This is a genomic window from Paenibacillus sp. FSL F4-0243 (assembly GCF_037963295.1).
Lineage (GTDB): Bacteria > Bacillota > Bacilli > Paenibacillales > Paenibacillaceae > Paenibacillus_AQ.
The window spans coordinates 1,877,482-1,903,302 of record NZ_CP150151.1; the positions used below are offsets into that span (position 1 = coordinate 1,877,482).

A 25,821-nucleotide genomic window follows, 5' to 3' on the forward strand; every position below is an offset into this window, starting at 1 on the left:
GAGATACCTGACAATTAGATTGAATTGTGAAATGCAGTGATGGAGAAGAGTACACAGTGCCTGACTTACAGGGAGGAGACGCCGGTGATTGAGAGCGTTTCTAGGATACAGAGCTGTCGAAGTTCACTCCGGAGCAGTTCCTTGAATTCCTTAAGATTGCCTTGTAAGGAAGCGTAGGGGAAACCGGTCACAGACCGTTATTTCTGTATAAAGTGAGATAGGTATCTGTCCAGCCAAAAGAGGGAATGAAGCTCTTAAGGGGAACAGATCAGCTTGTCTAACAAGGGTGGTACCACGGTCTTTTCGTCCCTTACCGGGAGGAAAGGCCTTTTTTTGTTGAACTAGACAATGATTGAAGGGGGCTGTACACGGCCATGAAAGAGAAGTTGGAAGCATTGAAGGTTGAGGCGCTGGCTAAGTTGCAGGAGGTTATGGATCCACAGGTTTTGAATGACCTAAGAGTGAAATATCTCGGTAAAAAAGGCGAGCTTACAGAAGTTCTACGTGGTATGGGAGGACTTAGTGCTGAGGAGCGTCCGGTTATCGGGCAAGTAGCGAATCAGGTGCGTAGTGCCATTGAGGAGATTATTGGAACGAAGCAAGAGGCTTTTCAACAGCAAGAGACTCAGCAACGTCTGCAGGCTGAAAAAGTAGACGTAACCCTGCCAGGTCGCCGCATGCAGCAAGGGGGCGTTCACCCGCTTAGCAGAGTGGTTCAGGAAATTGAGGATATTTTCATTGGTATGGGCTACCGTGTGGCTGAAGGTCCGGAAGTGGAGACCGATTATTATAACTTTGAAGCCCTAAATCTGCCTAAAAATCACCCGGCTCGCGATATGCAGGATTCCTTTTATTTAACGGATGACCTGCTTATGCGTACTCAAACGTCTCCGGTACAGATTCGTACTATGCAGGCTATGAACGGTGAAGTTCCAGTTAAAATCATTTGCCCGGGTAAAGTATTCCGCCGCGATGATGACGATGCAACGCATTCCTTCCAGTTCCATCAAATTGAAGGTTTGGTTATCGGAAGCAACATTCGGATGAGTGATCTGAAAGGTACCTTGCAGCAATTCGTACAAGAGATGTTTGGCCCGAATACAGACATTCGTCTTCGTCCGAGCTTCTTCCCATTCACCGAGCCAAGCGTTGAAGTGGATGTAAGCTGCTTCAAATGTGGCGGCGATGGCTGCAGACTGTGCAAGCAAAGCGGATGGTTAGAAATCCTTGGCGCCGGCATGGTGCATCCAAATGTTCTGAAAATGGGTGGCTATGATCCTGCTAAGTATAGCGGCTTCGCATTTGGTATGGGTGTTGAGCGGATTGCTATGCTTAAATACGGCATCGATGACATCCGTCATTTCTATAACAACGATATGAGTTTTGTAAAGCAGTTCAAGGGCGTTTAGATTTTTGGTGGGCGAGCTGGCTGGCGGGTTAGGAGTAAGTAGCAATTGGGTTACTGATCTTGCTTAATAAAAGACTATTAATAGAAGGAACGGAGAGGAATTTTGGAACTGTAGAAGCGCCAGCATTCGCCTTTATCCTCGGATTTCTACCGCGAGAAGCGGTTCTAATCAGGAAATCTGAGGATAACAGCGATCGGAAGTCCAATATTTTTCGTAGTGACTGCTATAAATAGGACTGTTATGAAGCTTTGATCGAGTAATCCTAAATTGTACTACTCCCACAGGAAGCAGATCGAACGGCAAGTAGATAAATACATCTGAAACATAAAGGAAGTGAGCGGACATGAAAGTATCAACCGGATGGTTGGCTGATTATACATCGATTGAAGGAGTAACCGCCGAAAAGCTAGCGGAGAAGATTACCGCTGCCGGCATTGAAATTGACGGAGTAGAGCGCCGCAATAAAGGGATTTCCGGCATCGTAACCGGCTATGTGAAATCGAAAGAAAAGCATCCTGATGCGGATAAGCTGAACGTATGTATCGTGGATGCAGGTCAAGGTGAAGATCTGCAAATCGTCTGTGGCGCAAAGAATGTAGCTGCGGGACAAACCGTTCCTGTAGCTCTTGTTGGCGCTAAGCTGCCAGGGCTGGATATCAAAAAAGCGAAGCTGCGCGGGGTATTATCACAAGGGATGATCTGCTCGGCTAAAGAATTGGGACTCAATGATAAATTGCTTCCTAAAGAGCAGCAAGAAGGAATTCTTGTACTTCCTGAAGGTACAGAGATCGGTCAAGATATTTCAAATTTGCTGGGTCTAGATGACGAAATTCTGGAATTCGATCTGACTCCGAACCGTTCAGACTGCCTAAGCATGATTGGTGCTGCTTATGAAGTGAGCGCGATTCTTGGACGCGACATTAAATTGCCTGATCCTGCGAGTGAAATGATTGAGATCAGCGGAGCAGCTGCTCAATCTATTTCCGTTAAGATTGAGAATGAAGAACATTGCAGTCATTACGCAGTTCGTTATATCTCAGGTGTTAAATCTGCAGCATCCCCGCTGTGGATTCAGAATCGTCTGATGGCGGCAGGGATTCGTCCAATTAACAACATCGTAGACATCACTAACTATGTGATGCTCGAATACGGACAGCCGCTTCATGCTTTTGATGCAGATAAAATAGAAGGTGGAGAACTCGGCGTTCGTCTTGCTCATGAAGGTGAAGTCCTGACTACACTTGATGGCCAAGAACGGAAGCTTGAGCCACATATGCTCGTTATCGCTGATGGAGCTAAAGCAGTAGCTCTGGCTGGAGTAATGGGAGGTCAGGATACGGAAGTTACTGCTGAGACGGTAAATCTCGTTCTGGAATCCGCTAAGTTTGACGGAGGAACCGTTCGTAAAACCTCGCGTCAACTGGGACTTCGCTCGGAAGCATCGCTTCGTTTCGAGAAAGAAGTGGATCCAAATGCAGTAATCCCTGCATTGAATCGCGCTGCAGTACTTATTGCGCGTTATGCTGGCGGATCTGTGCATGAAGGAATTGTGCAAGCAGGAACAGTCGCAGGAGAAGAGAAGGTACTTACTTTGTCCTTGGAGAAGCTGAACCGTTATCTCGGAACAGATCTGTCCTTGCTAGAAGTGAAGACATTGTTTGGTCGTCTACATTTCAAATGCGGGGATACAGCACAAGGATTGATCGAAGTTCAGGTGCCAACTAGACGTGGCGATATCAGCTATGATGTTGACCTTATCGAAGAAATTGCTCGTCTGTACGGGTATGACAATATTCCAACGACTCTGATTGAAGGTGTTACAACGCCAGGCGCATTGACGCATAAGCAATCACTCCGCCGTGAACTGCGTCGCCTGTTGTCGCATGGCGGTTATCAGGAAGTGATGGGTTACTCCTTCATCCAGCCGAAACAAAGCAAAATGTTCCCTGAGTTATCAGAAGGCTCACAAGCGGTTAAATTGGCTATGCCAATGAGTGAAGAACGAAGTGTACTGCGTACTAGCCTTCTGCCACAACTATTGGATATTGCTAGCTATAATACTAACCGTCGTCAAAGCGATCTAGCGTTGTTTGAAATCGGCAATGTCTTCTTCACAGATGAGGAACAGTTGACTCGTCAGCCGCGTGAACTGCCGGTGCTGGGGTTGTTACTTAGCGGTAGCCTAACCGTGAAGCAATGGAACGTTTCTGCACAGCCTGTAGATTTCTTTGATTTGAAGGGTGCGCTGGAATCTGTATTTGCTTATTTGGGTCTTACAGACAGAATTATCTACGAGGGAGATAGTCCAGAAGGGTATCATCCTGGACGTTCCGCGTCGGTATATTTAGTCGGAGACGAGGGTCGTGTGAAGATTGGAACTATGGGCCAGCTTCATCCGGAACTGCAAAGAGAGCTTGATCTAGTGGATACTTATGTAGCTGAGATTCTATTGCAGCCGCTGTATGATAACACGCAAAGCCGTCTGCAATATAATGAGCTTCCACGTTTCCCAGGTATGGAACGGGATATTGCAGTGGTTGTAGATTCAACTGTACCAGCAGGCGATCTACTAGCTTCCATCCGTGCAAACGGAGGAACTTTGCTGCAATCCGTACAGGTATTCGACGTGTACACTGGTGGCAAGTTAGAGAGTGGAAAGAAGAGTATTGCGATCTCACTGCTGTATCGTCACGGTGAACATACATTGACAGATGAAGAGGTTGGAGAGGTGCATGATAAGCTATTATCAGTCCTTCAACAAACTTTTGGTGCAGAATTAAGAAAATAGCAGGAATTGTGTAAAGCCGCAGCGAATCCATTTAGAAACTGAGATTCGCTGCGGCTTTTTCTGGGTAGAGTGAAATGCGGAGGATATCAGCGAGAGTCTATTGATTACAAGGGATTTTGCCAAATGCTTAAGAAAAAAGCTACAATAGAAACAGTAAGACTAACTTAGAATCCGCACACATACAAAGGAGGGCACAACTGTGGCTATGGACCGGACACGTGTCGCCGTGGAGATATACGGAACTTCCTATAAACTCGTCGGAAGCAGCACTGAATATATGAAACAAGTGGCCCGTTATGTTGACGAACATATGCGCACGATTTCTAAATCACACAACAGACTGGATACGCCGCGCATAGCGGTGCTTGCAGCAGTACATATGGCGGAGCAGGCTATTCAGGTTCAGGATTTTAAAAATGAACTCAACATGATGACAGGTGAACGCAGTGAACTGCGATTGGAAGTATCTCGCCTGCTGGAGGTTCAGCGGGAGCGACAAGAAGAATATGAACGCCTTGAAGCGGCGGCTAAAGAAGAAGCTACACGACTGATTGCTGCGGTTGAAGAAGAGCGCAAGCGTCATCTGGAAATTCAGGAGAATGAGCGTAAAGTACATGCTAACCAGCTGCAAGAGGCAACCCAAGCGGCTGAAGCCGCACGAGAGAAGCTGGAAGAGGAGCTGCTTGCGCGTGAGCTGGAGTTGCAGGAACTGCGGGCAAGTTATGAGGCTGAACAGTCTGCTATGCGTGAGAATCATCGAGAGGAACTAGCGAATGCAGAAGCCATCCGTCTACAGCAGTTGGAAGAGCAGAAGGCAGCGCATTTGCAAGAGCTGGAGAACATCCGTGAGACGCTGACTAAGGAGAATTCAGACTCCTTGTCTGCTCTGGAGCTTGAGTTAACCGAGACCAGATCAACCTTAGAGAAACAGCTTGAGGAAACCAAATCAACATTAGGTAAGGAACTCGAGAAGACGAAGTTGACACTGGGTAAGGAGCTTGAGAGCACGACAACGAAGCTAAGCAAGGAATTGGCTGAAGAACGGGAAGCTTTACAACGGGAGCTTGCTAAGAATAAGGAACTTCGTCAGTCACAAGGTACTCAGGAACATAGACATAAGCAAAACATTCAAGAGCTCGAGAAACAGCTGGCTGAGCTTCGTGGTGGAACAGGACAACTTCAGTCTAGACTCCGTTCGGCTGAAGCCAGTCTTAAGAGTGAACGAGATGCTCGTCAGACGCTGCTCGGACAATATGAAGCGGTGGTTAAACGTGAAGAACAGCTCAGTGAAGAGCTGCGTACTGCTACTGAGCTAGGCACGCTGTTGAATGAAGAGCTGGAAGAATTGCGCCAGCGTTATCAGCAGTCTCAGAATGAAGCATCAGAGCTGCGGAAGTCACTACAGGAAACGAATGACAATCTGCACCGTGTTCAGGAAGAACTCGCTGGATCTATGGCGGAGGCAGCAAATTGGCAGGAGCTCTCGGATAAACGGATGGAAGATATTAGTGAGCTTGAAATGAACCTACTGGAGACCGAAGAGAAATCTTTGGCGCTTCAAAAGGAGATTGAGATCCTTCGTGGTCAAGCGGATGGATTAGTACAACAGTTAGATCGGGAAGCTCAGCTTCGTACAGATGCAGAACACGAAACTGCAGCACTCCGTGAACAAGGTGGACAGGTTCAGAAGGAACTGTCTGCACTTCGTGAACGCTATGAGGAACTGATCTCTCAATATGATGAAGTGCTGCAAGATGGAGAACGTCTACAGGAAAGATATCAACTGCTGCAAGAAGAAGGCGAAGAGACAGCTCGACGCTTAGAGGAATTGTCTGAAGCTAGCCTTGAGGCCGCTGCTACGGTTGCAGAGCAGCAGGATGTTCTGAGGGAAGCAGAGGCGTACGGCGCTTCATGGAAGCAAAAGTACGAGGAATTATTCGAGCGACAGCAGCAGTGGAGTGATTTGGAAGCGAAGCTGCGTGAAGAGATAGATATTTGGCAGCAGGAGGCCGGTGAAGCTGAGGCTAAGCAGAAATCTATTGAACGTGAACGCAGTGAGGTGCTTCAGCAGCTTGGTGAAGTCGGCGAGAATTATGAATTGGCCCAAGGACAACTTCGTCTGCTACAGGTCCAGTTTGAGATGCATCAGAATGAGCTACAGAAGATGACGGATGAGCATCGTAATCTTCAAGAGGAATATGCCAAGCTTCAGAATGAATATAATGAATGGATTCAACTGATCGAACAGGACAGTTGAATGTCGGATGCAAGAAAGAGGGCTGTACCTGATGTGTAGAGAGATCTATTTCAGGTCAGCCCTCTTTGTTTAATATATTCGAAAGAATAAGTTTCACACCATGTCTTATATTTCTCACTTAAATAAAAAGCCGATCGTCAGGGCAATTCCCTAACGATCGGCTTTTTAATGATTCATCTATTCCACAATGATTTTTGCGTTCATGCCGCTATGTCCGGATCCACACATAATCGAACAGGTCATTTCGAATGTGCCAGCTTCCTCTGGAACAATTACTTTCGAGGACTTTTTGCTATTAAGCTGGAGTTCGAATTCAGGGATAAGGATGCCGTGATTGCCGCTATCGTTTTTAAAAATAATTTTGACGGGTACACCTTTTTTTAGATGATATTCTTCCTGATCAAAGCTGTAATTCGTAGCTGTAATTGTAAGTTCTGTTTCTGCCTCGACCTCCGGCTCCGATGTGTTAGCATTGCCAGCAGCACTATCATTGCTGTTTCCACAGGCTGTAAGTGCTATAACGAACACAATTGAAAGTAGAATTGCAAATTTTTTAATGATCCAAACCTCCTCCCAAGAAGTCCAAGCATAGTGAAAATGTGACAATTATGTAGACATCATAACTTAAAATTTAAGTAAGCGCTTTGATTAAATGTGAAAAATCCGTGAACAAGGGAGACTGTTCAAACTTTGTCGTAAATTGCAAATAAATGATGAAAATATAACTAAAATTTATTATAATGAAAGCTATTACATTAACGTGCAAAAGTAGGGGATACATATTTCAAGCACTAACGATACGCTAAATACGGAGGTTTGGCACCGTAGAATCTTAAAAGGTTATTGGATGGTAGTTATTCTTTTATTAATCTCACAGTTGCTGTTTTTGTCGAATATTGACCGACTTCAAATAAAAACAACCATGGACACGAATCTATGGCACTTATTTATTGCTTGTAATTTACTAATTGTGGTCCTTATGATTACTGCGGAGCTGTGGCTTCGTTATAGTAAACAATCCCCTAAATATGGGGTGGTTAGTTGTGGATTTTTAGTGTCCTACCTTATGTATTTTGTATTAGAGCCTTTTGTCGATGGTGCTCAGATGACGCTCATGATGCCGATTATGGTCGCTCTAATTTATTTTGATCGTAAGCTCCTGTATCTAATGGGACTATTTAGTATTGTGTTTTATGCGGGAGTATATTTCGGGTTGGAACGGCCATTCCTACATAAACCGCTGCTTGAATTCTTAATAGTAGAGTGTGTGTTTATAATATTTGTAGGGATGGCTCTTGCTGTAATTATTCGTGCGCGGGAAGCGCGTGTAAATCTGGAGAGATTAACGAAGGAAGGCCAAGATCTAATGGTGGAGAGGGCTATTTCGGATAAGCTGCTGAAGATAGATGCACTCACTGGACTATATAATCATAAAACCTTTCATGAATATTTGGATTCATTATTGGAGCAATGTGAAAGCAACAATCTTCAACTACAGCTGGCGCTCTTCGATATAGATAATTTCAAGCAAGTTAATGATACCTACGGACATAGGGTTGGGGACCTTGTTCTTAAGGTAATTGCGGACAAGGTGGGCGGTATGATTGAGTTAAATGATTTTGCGGCTAGGTATGGCGGTGAAGAATTCGCTGTGATTTTTACAGACAAAAGTTTTTCAGAGTCTTATGAGGCTGTAGAGAAATTACGGATCAATATTGCTCAAATCGAGCATTTACAGGCTGGAAATAAGCCGATTACTGTCAGCATTGGAATTTGTGATTATCAGCTTGGGGATGGGAAAGAGCTTCTTTTTCGTAAAACGGACAAAGCGCTCTATACCGCTAAAAAGCAAGGTAAGAACAGAGTGGTCAATTGTGCTGAGAGTCATGAAGCGGAGATTGTGTCATATGGATAAAAACAACACAGAACCCTTATTACCGGAAAAAAACCGGAAATAGGGGTTCTGTGTTGTAAATAGCTTTCGTTACTTTGCTGCCTCAAACGGCGTGGATACCGGCAAAAACAAATCGACAATACCGATGACCAACGCCGCCAGGATAGCTCCTAGAATGGAAACGCTGACTCCACTCACTACGAATTGAGCGACCCAGATGACTAATGCACTAACGATGAAACCGACGATACCGCGCCCGAAGGGCGTTGCTTTTTTGCCGAAGATTCCTTCGACAACCCAGCCGAGTAACGCAATCACCAGTGCAAGGATTAGAGCGCTCCAGAAGCCACCAACCGAGAACTGTGGAACAATCCAACTAACGACCATCAGAACAAGCGCTGCTACAATAAAACGACCCACATGACTCAAGAAATTCACTGTACTAACCTCCTTTGGCCCAAGCTAAGGATATGTGCAGTTCTTATTGTGACCTTAATACTTGTTTTTATGCTTTAACCGATACCAAATAGCGAAATTGGCTTGAATTCTGTATAATGGAAACATCTATGAAGGGAGCTGTGACTGTAATTGGACGACAAAATTTTGCATACGCTTGAATATCGCAAGATTTTAAATAAATTAATGCAATATACGCAAACCTCAATGGGGCGAATGACTGCAGAGCAACTAAGACCATCCGGTGATTTTGAAGGTGTGAAGAAGCTACTTCAAGCCACGGACGAAGCGGCTAATGTAGATCGTCTGAAGGGTATTCCTTCATTCGGCGGGATAAGCGATATTCGAGCAGCACTAAAACGTGCCTCTATAGGTGGAATGTTGGGAACAACTGAACTGTTGGCAGTGGGAACTACCATTGGCGGCGCACGAAGAGTCAAACGATTCCTGGCAGCTATGCATGAGGAGGAAAAGATTGAATTCCTATTTTCACTCAGCGATGTTTTATCGGAGCAAAAACATGTAGAAGATGCCATCCGTTTATGTATAGACGAGAACGCAGATGTACTTGACACAGCTAGCTCTGAATTAGCTACGATTCGCCGTGAATTGCGCGGAGGAGAGACCCGAATTCGTGAGAAGCTGGATTCCATGATTCGTTCTTCTTCCGTTGCTAAAATGCTGCAGGATCAGCTGGTAACCATTCGTGGAGATCGGTTTGTTATTCCTGTAAAAGCGGAGTATCGTGCGCATTTCGGAGGGATTGTACATGATCAGTCCGGATCAGGAGCCACTTTATTTATCGAGCCTGAGTCCATTGTGGCGATGAATAATAAGCTGCGTGAAACACGGCTGCGTGAAGAACGGGAGATCGAGATCATATTGCATAGGTTGACAGCGCTTGTAGCTGATATAGCCGAAGAAATGACTTATGATATCGATATTCTTGGTGAGCTTGACTTTATCTTCTCCAAGGCGCGTCTTGCCCGAGATATGAAGGCTACACAGCCTCGTATGAACGATCGCGGGTATTTGAAGCTGCGAAAAGGACGCCATCCACTTATTCCCGCGGAGCATGTGGTTCCTCTGGATGTGGAGCTCGGCAACCAATATAGCTCCATTATTGTAACCGGACCGAATACGGGTGGTAAAACCGTTACACTCAAGACCATTGGACTGTTGAGTCTCATGTCGATGTCTGGGTTATTCATCCCTGCAGAAGAAGGTAGTCAAATGTGTGTGTTTGATGCCATTTATGCAGATATCGGGGATGAACAAAGCATTGAGCAGAGTCTGAGTACATTCTCCAGTCATATGACGAATATTATTTCCATTCTGCGTAGAATGACTCCCAAGAGTCTTATTCTGCTTGATGAAGTGGGTGCAGGAACGGATCCTGCAGAAGGGTCCGCGCTGGCGATTGCCATTCTGGAACATATTCACCGGACTGAATGCCGTATGGTCGCTACCACGCATTATAGCGAATTGAAAGCTTACGCTTATGAGCGTAAAGGGGTCATCAATGCCAGCATGGAATTCGATGTCCAGAGTCTCAGCCCTACCTATCGTTTGCTGATTGGTGTTCCTGGACGAAGCAACGCCTTTGCAATTGCAGAGCGATTAGGTCTGCCAGGTGCGATTCTGGAGCATGCACGCGGCGAAGTGAAGGAAGAGGATCTACGTGTAGAGCATATGATTGCCTCTCTCGAAGAGAATCGACTTGGAGCGGAACAGGAACATGAGCGAGCAGAGAGTATCCGCCGCGAAGTAGAGGAATTACGCGGCAGACAGCAGCAAGAGCTGGAGAAGCTGGAAAGTCAGCGAGATAAACGACTGGAGAAAGCGGAGAAAGATGCCAGCGCAATCTTGGAGAAAGCGCGTAAAGAAGCTGAGGAAATTATCAGTGATTTACGACGCTTAGCTATGGAAGAAGGCGCTTCAGTCAAAGAGCATAAGCTGATTGAAGCACGGAGACGTCTAGATGAAGCCGAACCTTCACCGCGTAAGAAAGCCGCTACTCGTAAGCCTGCTAAGACTCCGCGGACGATTGGTCCTGGTGACGAAGTGAAAGTAGATAGCTTAAACCAAAAAGGTTTTGTAGTGGAATTAAGCGGCTCTAAAGAGGCTTTAGTACAGTTTGGGATCATGAAGATGAAGGTAAGCCTGGATGATTTGGAACTGCTCTCTTCGAAAGCAGCCTCTGTACCAACGCCCCTTCGGCAGGCGACAACCGTTAAACGCTCCCGTGATGAGAACATTCGTAGAGAACTGGATTTGCGAGGTACGAATTTGGAAGAAGCGATTATGGAGACGGATCGTTTTATTGATGAAGCCTTCTTAGGAAATCTGGGCCAAATTTCTATTATTCATGGTAAAGGCACAGGTGTGCTCCGCACAGGAATTCAAGAATATTTGCGTAAGCACAGACATGTTAAGAGCTATAGGCTTGGAAATTATAATGAAGGCGGCGCAGGCGTAACCGTGGCTGAGCTGCAATAGCGGGATTGCCCGGCAGAAAGAAGGGAAAAGTGTGCAAGGAGATATTGATCTTTTGCTGGGTCATCCGCTAGGTGCCTTGCTTGGCTACTTTGCAGTAGCAATTCTTGGGCTTGTTGTATTTCTGTCTATTTTTGAAATGGTAACGAAATATAATTGCTGGGAAGAAATTCGCAAGGGGAACTTGGCAGTAGCCATGGCTACTGGTGGCAAAATCTTCGGAATTTGCAACGTACTGCGTTTCAGCATTGAATCAGGTGTTTCGATTTATGAGACGATGAAGTGGTCGGTCGTCGGTTTTTTGCTGCTGCTGCTTGCCTATTTTTTATTTGAATTCCTAACCCCAGTGTTCTCTATTGATGAGGAGATCGCTGCAGATAACCGTGCTGTTGGGCTAATAGCGATGCTGATCTCGGTTTCGTTGTCTTATGTGATCGGTGCAGCTATATTTTAAAAAAATAGAAAGTTTTGCACCTCCCTACAAAGGATTCCAGATGAAGCTGGACAAGCTTTGAAATGAGCAGCTCCACTTTGTGGAGTATTAGGAGGATATCATGAAGATTCTTACCCGAGTTCTGTTTGTGTCAGCTATTGCTTTTATAGCAGCCGGTATTATTTATTTAATGATGAACTAAATTTAAACGTGAAGTATGAAGGAGATTATTAAGATGGAAACAACTGTGTGCCCTTGGTGTCATACCGAAATCGTATGGGACGAGGAATTCGGACCCGAGGAAAATTGTCCTCACTGCAACAATGAACTTAACGGATATCGTACAGTTACTGTAGGGATAGACGGCATTGAAGAAGAGGAAGAAGAAGTTGTAGAAGAACCTAAACAAGAGGTTATTAATGATGATGATCTTTGGGGAGACGTCGACAAAGACAGTGTAGTTCCTATTTACAACACGCTCAACCAATTCGGTGACGATTATGATTTGAATAAGTATGAAGAGCGTGTATCGGGCATCTTAGCGATTCAGGAAGAAGCTCCGGAATGTACACAATGCCATGAGTTAACTATCCTTGCTGGTAAACAGCTTGTTAGCAGCTTCGAGCCATCTGCACCGGCTACACTAGGTGGACCTGTATTAACATCTCCATTCTCCCTTAATGTGTATGTGTGCCCGTCTTGTTTCCATGTACAGCACAGTCTAGCGCAGGAAGACCGTATTCAGCTCGTACGTAATCTGAGTACCGATAAAGCATAAGCATCCTCATAAAAAGCTTAGTCCTCTTATTGACCATAAGGGGACTAAGCTTTTTTTTAAAACCCCAATATTGCTTATTCACGTCCATTTTCTAAGAAGGAGAAGGTTTGGCTGATCGTGTCAATGAGAATAGATCAAGCTCCGGCCGATGTTTACCCGCAATCGTATCGGTTAATAACTCCGCAGCAATCATGCTGTACACCGTCCCATTGCCCCCATAACCCTCGATGAAGTAGCAATGAGGGTACTTGGGATGAGGGCCGATATAAGGAAGCCCATCACGCGTAGATCCGAATACAGCACCCCAGGAGTATTCTATCTCAATGCCTTTGATTTCAGGGAATAAAGCTTCCAGCTCTTCCAATAACCTTTGACTTTGTGAAATCACTCTGATATCACGGCGCTCTGGATCCGTCAACGGTTCATCTTTACCTCCTGCAATAATACGTCCCTCCGGTGTTGTCCGAAAATACAAATACGGTCGGGCGGTTTCCCAGAGGAGGCTCCGCTCATGCCACTTTGGGAATTCCTTCAGAGGTTTGGTCATCACTGCATACGTATTGATCAGCTCAGCGCCTCGGTCTTTTTTAAACTCCTGCGTTTCATAACCCATTGCAAAAATAACCTTCTTCGCAATAATACGTCCGTTCTCTGTGTGGCAAATTACTCCATCTTCAGTGAACTCATAGTGTTTAGCCTCGGTCTGCTCATAAACGTGTACACCATTCATTGCTGCCTTGGCGATCAGGCTGTGAACTGTCCGGAAAGGGTTCGCTTCTGCATCACTGCGTGAATAAAGTGCAGCAGGTTTAGAAAAAGAATACACCGAAGCAATTTTATCCTCTTCCCAGAAATCAGAATCGAATCCGTGAGCAACGAGGTTCTTATATTCTTCTCGCAGAGCAGGTACATCCTCTAGTGTACTGGCATATAGAAGGCTGCTGCGAGGAATGATCTGGGGATCGATATCGAGCTTGGCTGGCAGATCCAAAATATTTCTAACCCCTGCTTGGCATAACTGATAAAAGAGCAAGCCGTTCTTTTCTCCAAAAGTGTTCATACATGAGGTTAACGATTTATCGTTAGATATCTGTAGTAAACCTGTGTTGGCATGTGAGCTTCCGCTTCCGACTCGTCTTTTTTCGATCAGAACAGCCTCAGCTCCGCTTAAAGACAAGCGATAGGATGCCATTGCTCCACCCATTCCAGCCCCTACGACCAAGCAATCACAGTGAATGGTATCCTCTAGCGCAGGATAAGTTGGTGGGTCTTGTAAAGTGCTTCTCCAAGGTGGGGTGCCGCTATTTAGTCTCATGAAAATGATCGCTCCTTCATTTGTTCCATTATTTAGTATGGGCGGCATTTTACCGTCTCATTCGCAGCATGTTCTTATTTCTGTCATAACTCTCTAGTGCTGTTGGGCAAATAAATGGTGTGCTTTGGCGGTATACTAAAGCCTGTTTGGATCAACTACAAGGAGGGACTACAACTCATGCAATCAATGCAAATGCAGGCACTAAGTGGAAAAGAATTGGAATATATCGCAGACTCCATCTCTAATGAGGACTTGCTCCTTAAGCAATGTGCGGCTACCGCCGCGACAACGCAGAACGAGCAGGTCCGACAAGTTTGTTTGCAGCATATCCAAAATCACACGCAGCACATGGATACACTCACTCAGTTACTCCAGCAGCATCAACAGTACGCACCAACAAGCCCACAATAATTGCATTATTAATCTTAAGGAGGTTATAAAATGAATGCACAGAATCCAGCAGCATTTATGCCAGATGAGGATTTAATGAACACCATTTTGTGTGATTTGAAGCGGACGGTCCGTGAGTATGCGACAGCTGCTACGGAATCGGCATGTCCAGCGGTTCGTCGGGTGTTTAACGACATGACCATGAACACGCTTCGACTTCAGGGCGAGCTTTATACGCAGATGTCCCAACTGAATATGTATCCTGCACCTGCAAAAGCATTGCGCCAAGATGTAGACAAACAGCTCCAAACTGCACAGCAATTGCAGCAAAAAGCCGGACAATTTGTTCAGCAAAAAACCGGACAAGCTGGATCCTTTGCTCACAATGCGAACGCTCATCTTCATTCGAATGGGCAACATCAACCGTCTCATTTAATGTAACCAAGATGGTTATGGGATGAAGCATCCTACCTCATTACCTTAAGGCTGACGCCCGTTTATTCCGGAAAGCTCCGGTGTAAACGGGTGTTTTTTGTATATAAATCCAATTAGCTGAGTAAACACAGTCTTCTATGCGGACATCATATGGGGTTATTTTGTTTGCAGAGATGCTCAATTCATGTCATATTAGTATTAAACTCTTTTCGCGGGGCGACGCATGAATAGCGCAACGTCATTTGCGAACTATCCGGAGGGAAGGCATGAAGGAAATGAACGAACTAAAGAGGAAAGTGCTGGAACTGCTTAAAGAGGACGCGAGAAGATCTACTGCACTCTTAGCTACGCTGCTTGGCGAGGAAGAAGAAGACGTAAAGACGGCGATTGGGCAATTAGAGAAGGACCATGTAATTGTTAAGTATGCAGCCGTTGTAAACTGGGATAAAGTCGATGACGAGAAAGTGACAGCGCTGATTGAGGTACAGATTACACCCGAACGGGGTCGCGGATTTGAAGGCATTGCCGAGAGAATCTACCTGTATCCACAAGTGAAATCCGTTTATCTGATGTCAGGTGCTTACGATCTTCTGGTAGAAGTGGAAGGCCGAAACTTACGTGAAGTGGCCAATTTTGTATCCGAGAAGCTGTCTCCAATTGATTCAGTACTCTCAACTAAAACGAATTTTACCCTTAAAAAATACAAACAGGATGGGATCATCTTCGAGGAGCATGAGGAAGACAACCGTCTGATGATCTCTCCATAAAGGAAGTAATCATATGATCACGAACAAAACGCAGCTAACCGGAGAAGACAGCAAATCAATGAATTCTTATTTGGCCCCGCTGGTACAGCAAATTCAGCCTTCGGGTATTCGTAAGTTTTTTGATCTGGCTGCAGGCAGCAAGGATATCATATCACTCGGAGTCGGGGAACCTGATTTTAAGACCCCGTGGCATGTCAGAGAAGCTTGTGTCTATTCGCTGGAAAGAGGATTTACAGGCTATACATCCAACGCAGGAATGCCTGAACTAAGGGAGGGTATTGCGAACTATTTGCACACCCGTTTTGCAGTGGAGTATGATCCTGCCAATCAAATTATAGCAACGGTCGGCGGAAGTGAGGCTATCGATCTGGCTCTGCGCGCTTTGATCACGCCGGGCGATGAGATCCTCATACCAGAACCTTGCTATATTTCTTATTCGCCGATAACGGCTATTGGTGGAGGTATTCCTGTAGGTATCGAAACCATCGGAGAGAATGACTTTAAACTTACTGCAGAGAGTTTGGAAGCGAAGATTACTCCACGCTCCAAAGTTCTAATTCTGTGCTACCCGAGCAACCCAACGGGAAGTGTTATGACCCGAGAGGATTGGGAGCCGATCGCCAAGGTTGTAGAGAAGCATGATCTTATTGTAATTTCGGATGAGATCTATGCGGAATTAACGTATGGAATTAATCATGTCAGCTTTGCCTCATTGCCAGGTATGATGGACCGTACGATTTTGGTCAGCGGTTTCTCCAAGGCTTTTGCAATGACTGGATGGAGAATGGGTTATGCTTGTGGTCACCCTGATTTGATCTCCGCTATGCTTAAGATTCACCAGTACACTGTGATGTGCGCTCCTTCTATGGGCCAGGTGGCTGCACTTGAGGCACTGACCAATGGGATGGAAGAGAAGGATCGAATGGTCGATTCTTATAACCAACGGCGGAGGCTGATTGTTAAGGGTTTGCGTGATGCGGGACTGGAGTGCCATGAACCACAAGGTGCATTTTATGCTTTTCCAAGCGTGCGCAAGACAGGACTGACATCTGATCAGTTTGCACAACGATTATTACTTGAATATAAGGTGGCAGCTGTACCTGGGAGTGTCTTTGGTTTAGGTGGTGAAGGTTACTTACGCTGTTCCTATGCTACTTCAGTAGCTCAACTGAATGAAGCTATAGAACGCATTGGTGCTTTTGTCACACAACTGGAACGAGAGAGAATGGAATAGAGAAAATTGGACTATAGCCTATCCTATAATCCTATGGTATTATTTTACTTTGAGAGTAATTAACCCCTATAATAGAACTAACAAGGACGTATTTTACTCTGGAATTAAGCGTTGCTTTGAAGTTGCTTTTATTACTTTAATGACATTTTGTGGCACGCGCTCAATAATACTTTTAGGAGGGATGATTGTGCTTAGTGCCGATTATTACTTACCTTCCTATGGAGGGCAGTGTTTTTCTGGAAGTGGGAAACTGTCCCCCAAGGGTGATGCTTCTGCTCGCATACTCTCTCTGGAAGATGAAATTAGAATACTCCGTAGCAAAATGGAGCAGCTTTTTTTGCAGGAAAAATCATTCACTTCAGATAATGTGATTGAAATTAGCAGTTTACTGGATCTCAAGATAAATGAATACATGAAGGGGCGTCCAGTTGGAAAATAACGTCGCTACATGCTGTTGAAGAGGACCCTAGGGTCCTCTTTTTGTTGTTCCTTTAAGCCCAAATGTCAGTTGCTAACTATACTCTTCATTTGCCATTTTTATATAAGAAAGCTTAAACTAGCATTATGTGATTTGAAGAATGGATAGGAGGAGTAAGCCATGGTGATCTATACACGCACGGGTGATGCGGGTCAAACTTCAGTGATTGGCGGCCGGGTTGGTAAGGACGATGTCCGAGTTGAAGCTTACGGAACGATCGATGAACTGAATTGCTTTGTAGGTCAGGCAAGGAGCCTGATGGAGGACGATCAGTTTGATGATGTACGCGAGCAGCTGCTGGAAATTCAGCATGAGCTATTCGATTGCGGAACCGATCTGGCTTTTATTAAGCTAGGTGATGGTGGTCAATATATGGTAACAAGTGAGATGGCTAAACGGTTGGAGGGCTGGATTGATGAACTTCAAGCAGAGAATCCACCACTAGAAAAATTCATCCTCCCTGGGGGCAGTCCATTAGCTTCGGTTCTACATGTGTGCCGTACGGTTTGCCGCCGGGCGGAACGCCGGGCAGTTACACTTGGACGAAATGCAGACATTAATCCGGAAGCGGTTATTTATTTGAACCGGTTATCCGATTATTTCTTTGCGCTGGCTAGGACGGCTAATACACGGGCAGGGATTACTGATGTAGAATACATTCGCAGTAAAAAGGTGTTCCGAGACTAATATGACTAGCTATTATTCACCAATTACTTACATTATACCGCCAGAAGAGGATGACTGGTTGCTGAAGACGATCCTGCATAAACGGATGGATGTCTCACGTAAATTGTTGTCACGCCTTAAGCAAACAGAACAAGGGATTACATTAAATGGAGAGCGTGTTTATATCAGCGTACATGTTAAGGCAGGCGATATTGTACAGATTCGCATGGAAACAGAGACTTCGGATGATATTTTACCGCAGCCGATTCCCTTTGAAATTCTATTTGAAGATGAGCATCTGCTCGTAGTAAACAAGGCAGCGGGGATCATCGTGCATCCCACACACGGACATTACACTGATACGCTGGCTAACGGAGTAGTTCATTATTGGGCGCAAAAAAATGAACGTTTCCGCTTTCGACCCGTCCATCGTCTGGACCAGGAAACCTCCGGTGTGTTAGTCATCGCCAAGAATCCGTATAGCCATCAGCATATTTCTGAGCAGATGATTGCGGGTACAGTGGACAAACGTTATGCTGCATTTGTTCATGGGGCTCCTGTGGAGCCTTTCGGCGATATCGACGGACCTATTGACCGTGATCCTGAGGAGCCGCATCGGCGTATCGTGACACCGGAAGGTTATCCTTCTCTGACTCGGTATGAGGTTAAAACCGTATACGCACAAGGTTCAAAAGTTGAACTGAAGCTGGAGAGTGGTCGTACTCATCAGATTCGGGTCCATATGACCTCTATCGGCTGTCCTTTGATTGGTGACAGCATGTATCGTCATGAGCTGTATAATCTACCGGAATTGACTTTAACTCAAAGTGAACAGTTGGAGTCCGTTACAGCACTAGATGCCTCCATACCGCGTCAAGCACTGCACGCGGTGCGCCTAACGTTCAAGCATCCGGTGCTGCTGCAGGAAATGATTTTTGAAGCTCCTTTGCCGCCTGATATGGCGGCCTTGGAGAATGTATTGAAGCAAGGCCCGAAAGCGAATTTGAGGTAAAAATTATCTTAGTGATGTTAAGTGGAGAGGGTGAATTGGTTCTGGAGAAACGGAGTTTCGCCTTTATCCTCGGATTTCATCCGCAACAAGCGGACTAAATCAAGAAATCTGAGGATAACAGCGATCGGAAGAATAATTTTCCAGCGTAGCGCACTCATCACTACCATTAAAGGAGAACAACATGAGCAAGCTAAAAGTATATCAATATCCAAAATGCAGCACCTGCCGCAGTGCAGTAAAATGGCTACAAGCTCAAGGTCATGAGCTAGAGCTTCAAAACATCGCAGAACAGCCGCCTACCGTTGAGGAGCTGCGTGAATTGCTGGCCAATAGCGGACTTGAGCTGAAAAAGTTTTTTAATACAAGTGGTGAAGTCTATAAAGCATTGGGTCTTAAGGACAAAATGGCACAGCTTAGTGAGCAGGAGAAGCTTGAGCTGCTCGCGAGCCATGGTATGCTAAATAAACGTCCGATTGTCACTGATGGTGTTAAAGTTACGGTAGGCTTTAAAGAAGATCAATATGCTGAAGCTTGGACCAATACTTCCGAAGTATAAATCCGTAAAGGGGATGTCCAACAGTCATTTCATGGCTGTTGTGGCATCCCTTTTTGTTATACTCTATTTGAAAAACACAAGAATTATAGATGGAATTACAGGGAGCTAGGTACTCGGGTAAAGCTAATTATCCCCGCCTTAGGAACTGACACTTCAAGTAATCCTTTGTTGATTTGCTGGGTTTGTAAGCTGATGAGTTGTCCGCAACAATCTTTAACCTGTATCTTGTAGTACGCAGGGGAAAGGGAGCTTCGGATGACTAGCTTTTCGCTATAGGTTCCGTTCACAATGAATAATTGGGAAGCATCCTGATCTATAGGAACAACAGCATCGGCATAGATAGCGATAATTTGTATGTCGTCTTTTCGTGCAGTCACTAAAGGATATAGTAACTCCGGTTGCTGTGGGTATAACGCTCCTCTAAGCAGAACATCGCTATGCTCCCTGCTGAAAGCTAGCCAGAAACGCAGCATAGCTAAATAATCCTCCCCGATGTCATTAAGACGCAGGGAGATTTGCGGAACAGAGAAGATCACGTTGATCAATTGCATGGCCGCACTCTCTAAAGGTTCATTCGGGTTAAACATGATCATATCGGAATGAACAGCTGTATTTCCTGACAGAAGACGCAGGTCAAGTGTACGGACTCTGTTCTGAATAGAATCATTAGGGCAGTCGTTCGCTCGGAACATGTTGCCGTATTTTCGCATCAGAGGGCCTATATAGGTCTGGCGGAATTCAATCAGAATATCAGGTTTGATGGCTTTTAATCGATCCATAACATCGGAGAGCAAGCGGTCAACTGCTTCCGGCACCGATTCGTAATCCCTACCCTCTGCAGTTCCTTCCTTCTGATCTGGACTGAGTCTGAAGCTGTCCACGAAATCCAACTTTAGTCCGTCGATATCCCAGCCTGTAACGGCCTGTTCGTAGGTGTGGATCAAATACTCCCGTACATCTGGGTAACGAGGATCAAGCACGCCGGCGTTTAGTTTTTCATCTACGCGAAGCAGCTTATTCTCAAATTGACCCCATACCTTGCTGCATTTGCCTACAAACGGAACGGAATACCAAAGCATGTATTTCATGTCAAGTCGATGAACAGCTTCGACATGCGATTTCATGTCTGGAATCTTACCATCATAAACCTCCCAGTCGCCAGTAAAAGCGTAACCCCGATTGTTGTCGTCTGTTTGCCAGCCGTCATCGACGATAATGCTGTCACAGCCGAGTTCCTTAGCAAGTCTACATTGCTCCTCTAATTCGGCGGCGTTCAACGCTTGGTGGAAGGAATACCAGGTAGAGTACATAGGACGTAAGGCTACATCAGGGACTACGGCCGGTTTATAGCCGGGTAAGGTCTCCCACCATAATGTTACATCCTCCAACGCCTTATGGTATGGAATATTTCTATGGTCGATCCGAAGTGTAGCTTCATAATGGTCCATCTTCGGTAGGGCTTCTTCGAACAGGGTTACAGAGCATAGGAAGCTGGAATCCTCTTCATGGATACCGGCTTTAATGGACACATTGTTCAAGGCATCACTAAAAGCAAAGGTCATGCGGTTCTGTCCGCTTAAGTTGAACAGGGAAGCTACTGGCGCGAGGGAAGTGCTTTTGGATTGGAAGCCATCGCCCCAATCTACCTGAAAAGCTTTATTTCGGTCCGTTCCCGGATGCCAGAGGGAATGGATGTCAACTGCGGGAATAGACCACTCTATACGGCACACGGGCGGATAATCTTTTTGCAAGGCTGTTAACCGGATATGAATCAGAAAAAGATTCTCCTCGATGGTCTCAACAGTGGTGGTGCTCTCAAAGAAATGGTTGTCGCTAATAAGAGTTACATGGGGACAGTCGTTGTTGATTAAAGTTTTCATAATGCCTCCTAGTTCAAAAAATAGATATTTACTGTTTACCATTCGTTATGAGTATAATATTTACGAAACGTATAGTAAACAAGAATATATAATCTAAATTATCATCTGATAAAAGCTTCATTAATAGCGAAAAAAAATGATGAAAGCGATTAAATATAAGTATTGTCAAACAAAATAATCCCTGTTATATTAGAACCACGCATAAGTTCACTGATGTTTAGTAAACAAACATAATTTAGATTGGCAAATGATTGGCTAAACTATAAAATGATTGTGAGGGGTGTTTCCCAAATATGAAGTGAAAAGGTGATTAGTTTTGGCAACTATTCGTGATATCGCAAGTCTGGCAGGGGTATCTGCATCTACTGTTTCCCGGGTGCTGAACGGAGATCCTTCGTTATCGGTATTGGAGGAAACAAGGAGAAAGATTCTGTCCGCTGCGGAACAACTGCAATATAAAGGGAGTCAGCGACGTCCAGTAACTCATGCGGCACATCTGAAAGATTATAAAATTGGGTTGGTAACCTTTTGTTCGGAGCAATTTGAATCAGAGGACCCCTATTATTTATCCATCAGACTGCAAATCGAGAAAGAGTTCAATCAGCTTGGTCTGCATATTACTCGTACTATCCGCTGGGTAAACCATGAATCCTATGAAAGCCTGTCAGGTTTAGATGGACTTATTGTGATTGGGAAATTCGAGTTTGATCCTTATAATTTATTTTTTAGTCGGATACAGAATGTCGTCTTTGTGGACTACTCACCGGATGAGAATCGCTTTGATTCCGTTGTTAACGACTTCGATAAAGTAACTCGAACAGCATTAGATCATCTTCTTGGACTTGGATATACGAGGATCGGTCTAATTAGCTCGCGTGATTTCATTAATCGTTTTGGCTCCAATTCCGGTACAGATTCATTGGATCAGCGGCAAAGTAGCTTTGAAGCTTATATGAAGCAAAAGAATTTGTACATGCCTGAACATGTCCACATCGGCAATAACTTTTCTATGTCCACTGGATATCAGCTCATGAAGGATGCGATTGAGAAGCAAAACTTGCCGGAGGCCTTTTTGATCGGTTCGGACCCGATGGCTATCGCAGCCGGAAGGGCGCTGAAGGAAGCGGGCTTAAAGGTTCCCAAAGATGTAGCCATCGTCGGTATCGATGATATTGAAATGGCCGCCTATGCTAATCCGCCGTTAACGACGGTGAAAATCTATACAGAACAGATGGGTCAGAGCGCGGTAAAGATGCTGCTGGAACGTATCGGTGGTAGAGAAGTGCCGTTAAAGATTGTACTTCCATCTAAACTGATCATCAGAAGCAGCTGCGGTGCAGAAACCCATTCATCTGAAGGTAGTTAAACATTCAAAAGGGGGACAACATGATGAAAAAATGGTCTTTGATTGTTTTATCTCTGCTTGTTGTAATTGCTTTATCCGCTTGCTCCGGTAACGGAGGAAACACAGCCCAAAGCTCCTCAAACTCTGGCGGTAACAGTGGGACACCTAAAGGGAAAATTACGTTTGCTTATTGGGGAGCCCAGTCAGAGGCTGACGCCATTAAGCAAGCGATAGATAACTTTAAGAAGACTTATCCAGATATTCAAGTAGAAAGTCAATGGATTCAAAAGGATTATCTGACGAAATTACAGACGATGATTGCCGGGGGGACTGCACCGGATGTGATGCTGATCTCCGGAGGGGATTTACCTGGTTTTGCAAACGCTTTCCAAGAATTAGAAGTGGATGGATCCGTCTTCAGCTCGCCTACACTGCTTGATTCCATGAGTGTAGATGGCAAAGCCTACGCGGCGCCTTTTATTATTAAGCCTAAGGTTATGGCAATTAATGTGGACCTTTTTGAGAAGAATGACATTCCGCTTCCGAGCAAAACGGAGCCAATGACGACTGATGAGTTCAATGATATCGCCAAGAAGCTAACATCTGGTGAGGGAGCTACCAAGGTTTTTGGTTCTGAACCGCTATACCTGGGCAACTGGATCTATTCGTTCGGTGGGCAATTCTATAGTGATGATCTGACCCAATCAGCATTGGGTGAGCCTGAAGCCATTAAAGCCGCTGAGTATATGGTTGCTTCCAAGCAAGAGGGTATTGTACCGAATGATACAGAAAAACAAGGTCAGAACATGATGAACTGGTATCTTGGCGGGAGAATCGGTATGTTCACCGACTTTGGTCCTTGGTACCTACCGCAGATGGCTGAAGTAGAAAGCTTTAAATGGGATCTAGTACCGTTCCCTGGAGGTGGCGGTTCTAAGGAAGTCAACGGTCTGGCACTTAGCAAAGACAGCAAGAACGCGGAAGCGGCTAAGATTTTCATTAATCACCTGACACAGAATGAAGAAACTCAAAAAATTATTGGGGGCAACAAAAATGCCTATGGAATTCCTGTTCTGAGCAGTGCTACTAGTGCATTTGAAGCCATTTATCCGGATAAGAATCTGAATGCCTTCGTTCTTGCTGCGGAGAAGCAGCATGCACAGGAAGCTCAGAAGCGTACGAATGAGATCGGTAACGAGATGAAAGCTATCGACGATACGACCCCGATCGGAATTGGTCAAAAGGATGTTAAGGAAGTATTCCCGCAGGTAGCAGAGAAGATTAATAAGATCCTACAACAAAACTAACGGGAGAATACTATGAATGGAATAATAGAAGGGATTTACAATTTCTATGAAGGAATGGGGATGCCGGCAGATTTACTGCCGCTTCTCCCTTTTCTGACCGTGATTGCGCTGGTCTTCATTGTTATTTTTGTATTGATGAGAATGCTGGTGAAGAAGAAGATTATGCATACCAAAACGGCTAGCTTTTATATGTTCGTTTCGGTCTGGATTATCGGTTTTCTATTGTTTACGGTAGGCCCGATGATCTTCTCGTTCTATATCAGCTTCAATAAATGGGAAGTGGTCAGTGATCCGCAGTGGACGGGGCTGGACAATTACCGGATGTTGTTCAAAGACACACTTTTCTATAAATCGTTGTCCGTTACTTTTTATTACACATTGGTAAGTGTTCCGCTGCAGGTCATTTTGTCGTTTGCTATTGCAATCCTGATGAATCTGAAGCTTCGCGGTATTTATATTTTCCGTACGATCTATTATCTCCCTACACTGGTGCAGGGTGTTGCACAAATGGTACTGTTCATCTGGATCTTTAATCCGAATGTCGGTCTCGTGAACTCGCTGCTGCGTTTGGTTGGCATTGAAGGTCCTGGTTGGTTCTCGAGTCCGGATTGGTCGATGCCTGCGGTAATTATTATGAGCCTTTGGACCGTTGGCGGTAATATGATCATTTATCTGGCCGGCTTGTCAGACATTCCGCAAAGTTTATATGAAGCGGCCGAAATCGATGGTGCCACTGCCGCGAGAAAAATATGGCATGTTACTCTGCCTCAGATCTCGCCTATCCTTTTCTTCAATACAGTCACAAGTATGATAGGCGCCTTCCAGACGTTTACCCAAGGTTTCATGATCAACGGAGGGCCAGATAATTCATTGCTGTTCTATGCTTATTACCTATATCAAAATGCCTTTATGTGGTTCAAAATGGGCTACGGTTCTGCGCTGGCCTGGGTACTCTTTGTAATTATCCTAGTGTTCACCGCGATTGTATTCCGCAGCAGTGCTTTATGGGTGTACTACGAAACAGAGCAAACCGGAGGGAGGAAGCGTCGTGTCCGTCAAAAAAGAGCGTAATTCTGCAAAGAAAAAGTGGCACTGGCTGGCCTATCTTCTGCTGCTGATCGGGAGCGTTGCGTTCCTGTATCCATTTGTTTGGATGGTCTCTGCCTCATTGCGAAGTCTAGAGGAGCTTGCAGTTTCGGGGATGAGTATTTGGCCGGAGCACTGGCGTTGGGCCAACTATGCCAAGGCACTCACGGCCTTTCCATTCCCGCAATATTTGCTTAATACCTTGATTACAACCGTTCTGCCCATTATAGGTACGGTGCTGTCCTGTTCGCTTGTCGGCTACGCGTTTGCTCGGTTAAAGGTTAGAGGAAGCGAATTCCTATTCGTACTCGTCCTCTCAACCATGCTGCTACCCGGTGAAGTAACGATGATCCCACAGTTCATTTTGTTCAAAAAGCTGGGCATGCTCGATACACTTTATCCATTGATCGTTCCGGCTTTCTTTGGCTCAGCATTCTATATTTTCTTATTGCGCCAGTTTTATTCCCGGTTGCCTGTTGGGCTTGAGGAAGCGGCAATCATCGACGGATGCGGTTACTTTAAAATTTGGCGGACGATCTTCCTCCCGCTGTCCAAACCGGCTTTGATGGCTGTTGGCGTCATGGTCTTCATGGGATCCTGGAACAACTTCATGGGGCCGCTGATTTATATTAACAGCGATAAATGGAAGACGCTCACGCTCGGACTCGCTGGATTTCAAGGCACCTATGCCACAGATACCAATTTGTTGATGGCTGCAGCAGTCGTAATAACTCTGCCATGTATACTATTGTTCTTTACATCGCAAAAGGCATTTATGGAGGGTCTGACCTTCTCGGGTTCTAAGGAAAGCTAAACAGAATAACAGGAGTGACTTTGAG

The 25,821-nt window shown here is 45.2% G+C and carries 23 protein-coding genes and 1 other annotated feature; of the genes, 19 read left to right on the forward strand and 4 right to left on the reverse strand.

Annotated elements, in window-relative coordinates; all coding sequences use genetic code 11:
* Nucleotides 1-27: 27 nt before the first annotated feature.
* Nucleotides 28-314, forward strand: a binding site (T-box leader).
* Nucleotides 315-374: 60 nt separating this feature from the next.
* The 3 genes from pheS (at nucleotide 375) to NSS87_RS08395 (ending at nucleotide 6,454) form a co-directional block, all read left to right on the forward strand.
* Nucleotides 375-1,409, forward strand: a complete 1,035-nt coding sequence (pheS, locus tag NSS87_RS08385) for a phenylalanine--tRNA ligase subunit alpha (RefSeq protein ID WP_339246225.1) — start codon at nucleotides 375-377, stop codon at nucleotides 1,407-1,409.
* A 343-nt stretch (nucleotides 1,410-1,752) separates the two neighbouring features.
* A complete protein-coding gene (gene pheT, locus NSS87_RS08390; RefSeq protein ID WP_339246228.1) occupies nucleotides 1,753-4,197 on the forward strand; it encodes a phenylalanine--tRNA ligase subunit beta in 2,445 nt (814 codons plus the stop codon).
* Between the two features lie 199 nt (nucleotides 4,198-4,396).
* Nucleotides 4,397-6,454: a hypothetical protein gene (locus NSS87_RS08395; protein WP_339246231.1), complete on the forward strand. Its 2,058-nt coding sequence runs from the start codon at nucleotides 4,397-4,399 to the stop codon at nucleotides 6,452-6,454.
* Nucleotides 6,455-6,631: 177 nt separating this feature from the next.
* On the opposite strand, the gene NSS87_RS08400 is transcribed toward NSS87_RS08395, so the two are convergent.
* Nucleotides 6,632-7,060 carry a cupredoxin domain-containing protein gene (locus NSS87_RS08400; protein ID WP_339246234.1) on the reverse strand — a complete coding sequence of 143 codons (429 nt, stop codon included), beginning with the start codon at nucleotides 7,058-7,060 and terminating at the stop codon, nucleotides 6,632-6,634.
* Nucleotides 7,061-7,301: 241 nt separating this feature from the next.
* Here NSS87_RS08400 and NSS87_RS08405 point away from each other — a divergent pair, with 241 nt between their 5' ends.
* The gene (locus NSS87_RS08405; protein ID WP_052404204.1) at nucleotides 7,302-8,369 is read left to right on the forward strand and encodes a GGDEF domain-containing protein; all 1,068 of its coding nucleotides are present in this window, start codon (nucleotides 7,302-7,304) and stop codon (nucleotides 8,367-8,369) included.
* Nucleotides 8,370-8,438: 69 nt separating this feature from the next.
* Here the strand turns inward: NSS87_RS08405 and NSS87_RS08410 are convergent, their stop codons facing one another.
* Complete coding sequence (locus NSS87_RS08410; RefSeq protein WP_042186173.1) at nucleotides 8,439-8,786, reverse strand: phage holin family protein; 348 nt, start codon at nucleotides 8,784-8,786, stop codon at nucleotides 8,439-8,441.
* 150 nt (nucleotides 8,787-8,936) lie between these two features.
* On the opposite strand from NSS87_RS08410, the gene NSS87_RS08415 reads away from it, so the two are divergent.
* From NSS87_RS08415 to NSS87_RS08425, 3 genes are all read left to right on the forward strand, one after another.
* Nucleotides 8,937-11,303 carry an endonuclease MutS2 gene (locus tag NSS87_RS08415; RefSeq protein ID WP_339246238.1) on the forward strand — a complete coding sequence of 789 codons (2,367 nt, stop codon included), beginning with the start codon at nucleotides 8,937-8,939 and terminating at the stop codon, nucleotides 11,301-11,303.
* 31 nt (nucleotides 11,304-11,334) lie between these two features.
* A complete protein-coding gene (locus NSS87_RS08420; RefSeq protein ID WP_042125581.1) occupies nucleotides 11,335-11,754 on the forward strand; it encodes a DUF350 domain-containing protein in 420 nt (139 codons plus the stop codon).
* Between the two features lie 214 nt (nucleotides 11,755-11,968).
* On the forward strand, nucleotides 11,969-12,511 hold the full coding sequence (locus tag NSS87_RS08425) for a hypothetical protein (protein ID WP_052404205.1): 543 nt from the start codon (nucleotides 11,969-11,971) through the stop codon (nucleotides 12,509-12,511).
* A gap of 91 nt (nucleotides 12,512-12,602) precedes the next feature.
* Here the strand turns inward: NSS87_RS08425 and NSS87_RS08430 are convergent, their stop codons facing one another.
* Nucleotides 12,603-13,826, reverse strand: a complete 1,224-nt coding sequence (locus tag NSS87_RS08430; RefSeq protein WP_339246246.1) for an FAD-dependent oxidoreductase — start codon at nucleotides 13,824-13,826, stop codon at nucleotides 12,603-12,605.
* A gap of 177 nt (nucleotides 13,827-14,003) precedes the next feature.
* Between NSS87_RS08430 and NSS87_RS08435 the strand changes: the two genes are divergently transcribed.
* The 8 genes from NSS87_RS08435 to NSS87_RS08470 all read left to right on the forward strand — a co-directional run bounded on the left by NSS87_RS08435 (nucleotide 14,004) and on the right by NSS87_RS08470 (nucleotide 19,364).
* Nucleotides 14,004-14,237 (forward strand): spore coat protein, encoded by a 234-nt coding sequence (locus NSS87_RS08435; protein WP_042186181.1) that lies wholly within the window; start codon nucleotides 14,004-14,006, stop codon nucleotides 14,235-14,237.
* A 30-nt stretch (nucleotides 14,238-14,267) separates the two neighbouring features.
* On the forward strand, nucleotides 14,268-14,657 hold the full coding sequence (locus NSS87_RS08440) for a spore coat protein (RefSeq protein WP_042186183.1): 390 nt from the start codon (nucleotides 14,268-14,270) through the stop codon (nucleotides 14,655-14,657).
* A gap of 260 nt (nucleotides 14,658-14,917) precedes the next feature.
* On the forward strand, nucleotides 14,918-15,418 hold the full coding sequence (locus NSS87_RS08445; protein WP_042125589.1) for an Lrp/AsnC family transcriptional regulator: 501 nt from the start codon (nucleotides 14,918-14,920) through the stop codon (nucleotides 15,416-15,418).
* A 13-nt stretch (nucleotides 15,419-15,431) separates the two neighbouring features.
* Nucleotides 15,432-16,652 (forward strand): aminotransferase class I/II-fold pyridoxal phosphate-dependent enzyme, encoded by a 1,221-nt coding sequence (locus tag NSS87_RS08450; protein WP_042186187.1) that lies wholly within the window; start codon nucleotides 15,432-15,434, stop codon nucleotides 16,650-16,652.
* A 250-nt stretch (nucleotides 16,653-16,902) separates the two neighbouring features.
* The gene (locus NSS87_RS08455; RefSeq protein WP_052404481.1) at nucleotides 16,903-17,091 is read left to right on the forward strand and encodes an aspartyl-phosphate phosphatase Spo0E family protein; all 189 of its coding nucleotides are present in this window, start codon (nucleotides 16,903-16,905) and stop codon (nucleotides 17,089-17,091) included.
* Nucleotides 17,092-17,250: 159 nt separating this feature from the next.
* Complete coding sequence (locus NSS87_RS08460) at nucleotides 17,251-17,817, forward strand: cob(I)yrinic acid a,c-diamide adenosyltransferase (protein WP_042186191.1); 567 nt, start codon at nucleotides 17,251-17,253, stop codon at nucleotides 17,815-17,817.
* A 1-nt stretch (nucleotide 17,818) separates the two neighbouring features.
* Nucleotides 17,819-18,808 carry an RluA family pseudouridine synthase gene (locus tag NSS87_RS08465; RefSeq protein ID WP_339246255.1) on the forward strand — a complete coding sequence of 330 codons (990 nt, stop codon included), beginning with the start codon at nucleotides 17,819-17,821 and terminating at the stop codon, nucleotides 18,806-18,808.
* Nucleotides 18,809-18,989: 181 nt separating this feature from the next.
* Nucleotides 18,990-19,364 (forward strand): arsenate reductase family protein, encoded by a 375-nt coding sequence (locus NSS87_RS08470; RefSeq protein ID WP_339246257.1) that lies wholly within the window; start codon nucleotides 18,990-18,992, stop codon nucleotides 19,362-19,364.
* A 95-nt stretch (nucleotides 19,365-19,459) separates the two neighbouring features.
* On the opposite strand, the gene NSS87_RS08475 is transcribed toward NSS87_RS08470, so the two are convergent.
* Nucleotides 19,460-21,244, reverse strand: coding sequence for a glycoside hydrolase family 36 protein (locus NSS87_RS08475; protein WP_339246259.1), 1,785 nt, complete (start codon nucleotides 21,242-21,244; stop codon nucleotides 19,460-19,462).
* 316 nt (nucleotides 21,245-21,560) lie between these two features.
* Between NSS87_RS08475 and NSS87_RS08480 the strand changes: the two genes are divergently transcribed.
* From NSS87_RS08480 to NSS87_RS08495, 4 genes are read left to right on the forward strand one after another with little or no spacing between them, the layout of a single operon-like run.
* Nucleotides 21,561-22,610, forward strand: coding sequence for a LacI family DNA-binding transcriptional regulator (locus NSS87_RS08480; RefSeq protein ID WP_042186198.1), 1,050 nt, complete (start codon nucleotides 21,561-21,563; stop codon nucleotides 22,608-22,610).
* A gap of 20 nt (nucleotides 22,611-22,630) precedes the next feature.
* On the forward strand, nucleotides 22,631-23,896 hold the full coding sequence (locus NSS87_RS08485) for a sugar ABC transporter substrate-binding protein (protein WP_081951063.1): 1,266 nt from the start codon (nucleotides 22,631-22,633) through the stop codon (nucleotides 23,894-23,896).
* A gap of 12 nt (nucleotides 23,897-23,908) precedes the next feature.
* A complete protein-coding gene (locus NSS87_RS08490; RefSeq protein WP_339246261.1) occupies nucleotides 23,909-24,967 on the forward strand; it encodes a sugar ABC transporter permease in 1,059 nt (352 codons plus the stop codon).
* Entirely contained in the window at nucleotides 24,945-25,796 is an 852-nt protein-coding gene (locus NSS87_RS08495) for a carbohydrate ABC transporter permease (protein WP_339246263.1), read from the forward strand. The genes NSS87_RS08490 and NSS87_RS08495 overlap by 23 nt, the downstream gene beginning before the upstream one ends.
* Nucleotides 25,797-25,821: the final 25 nt, after the last annotated feature.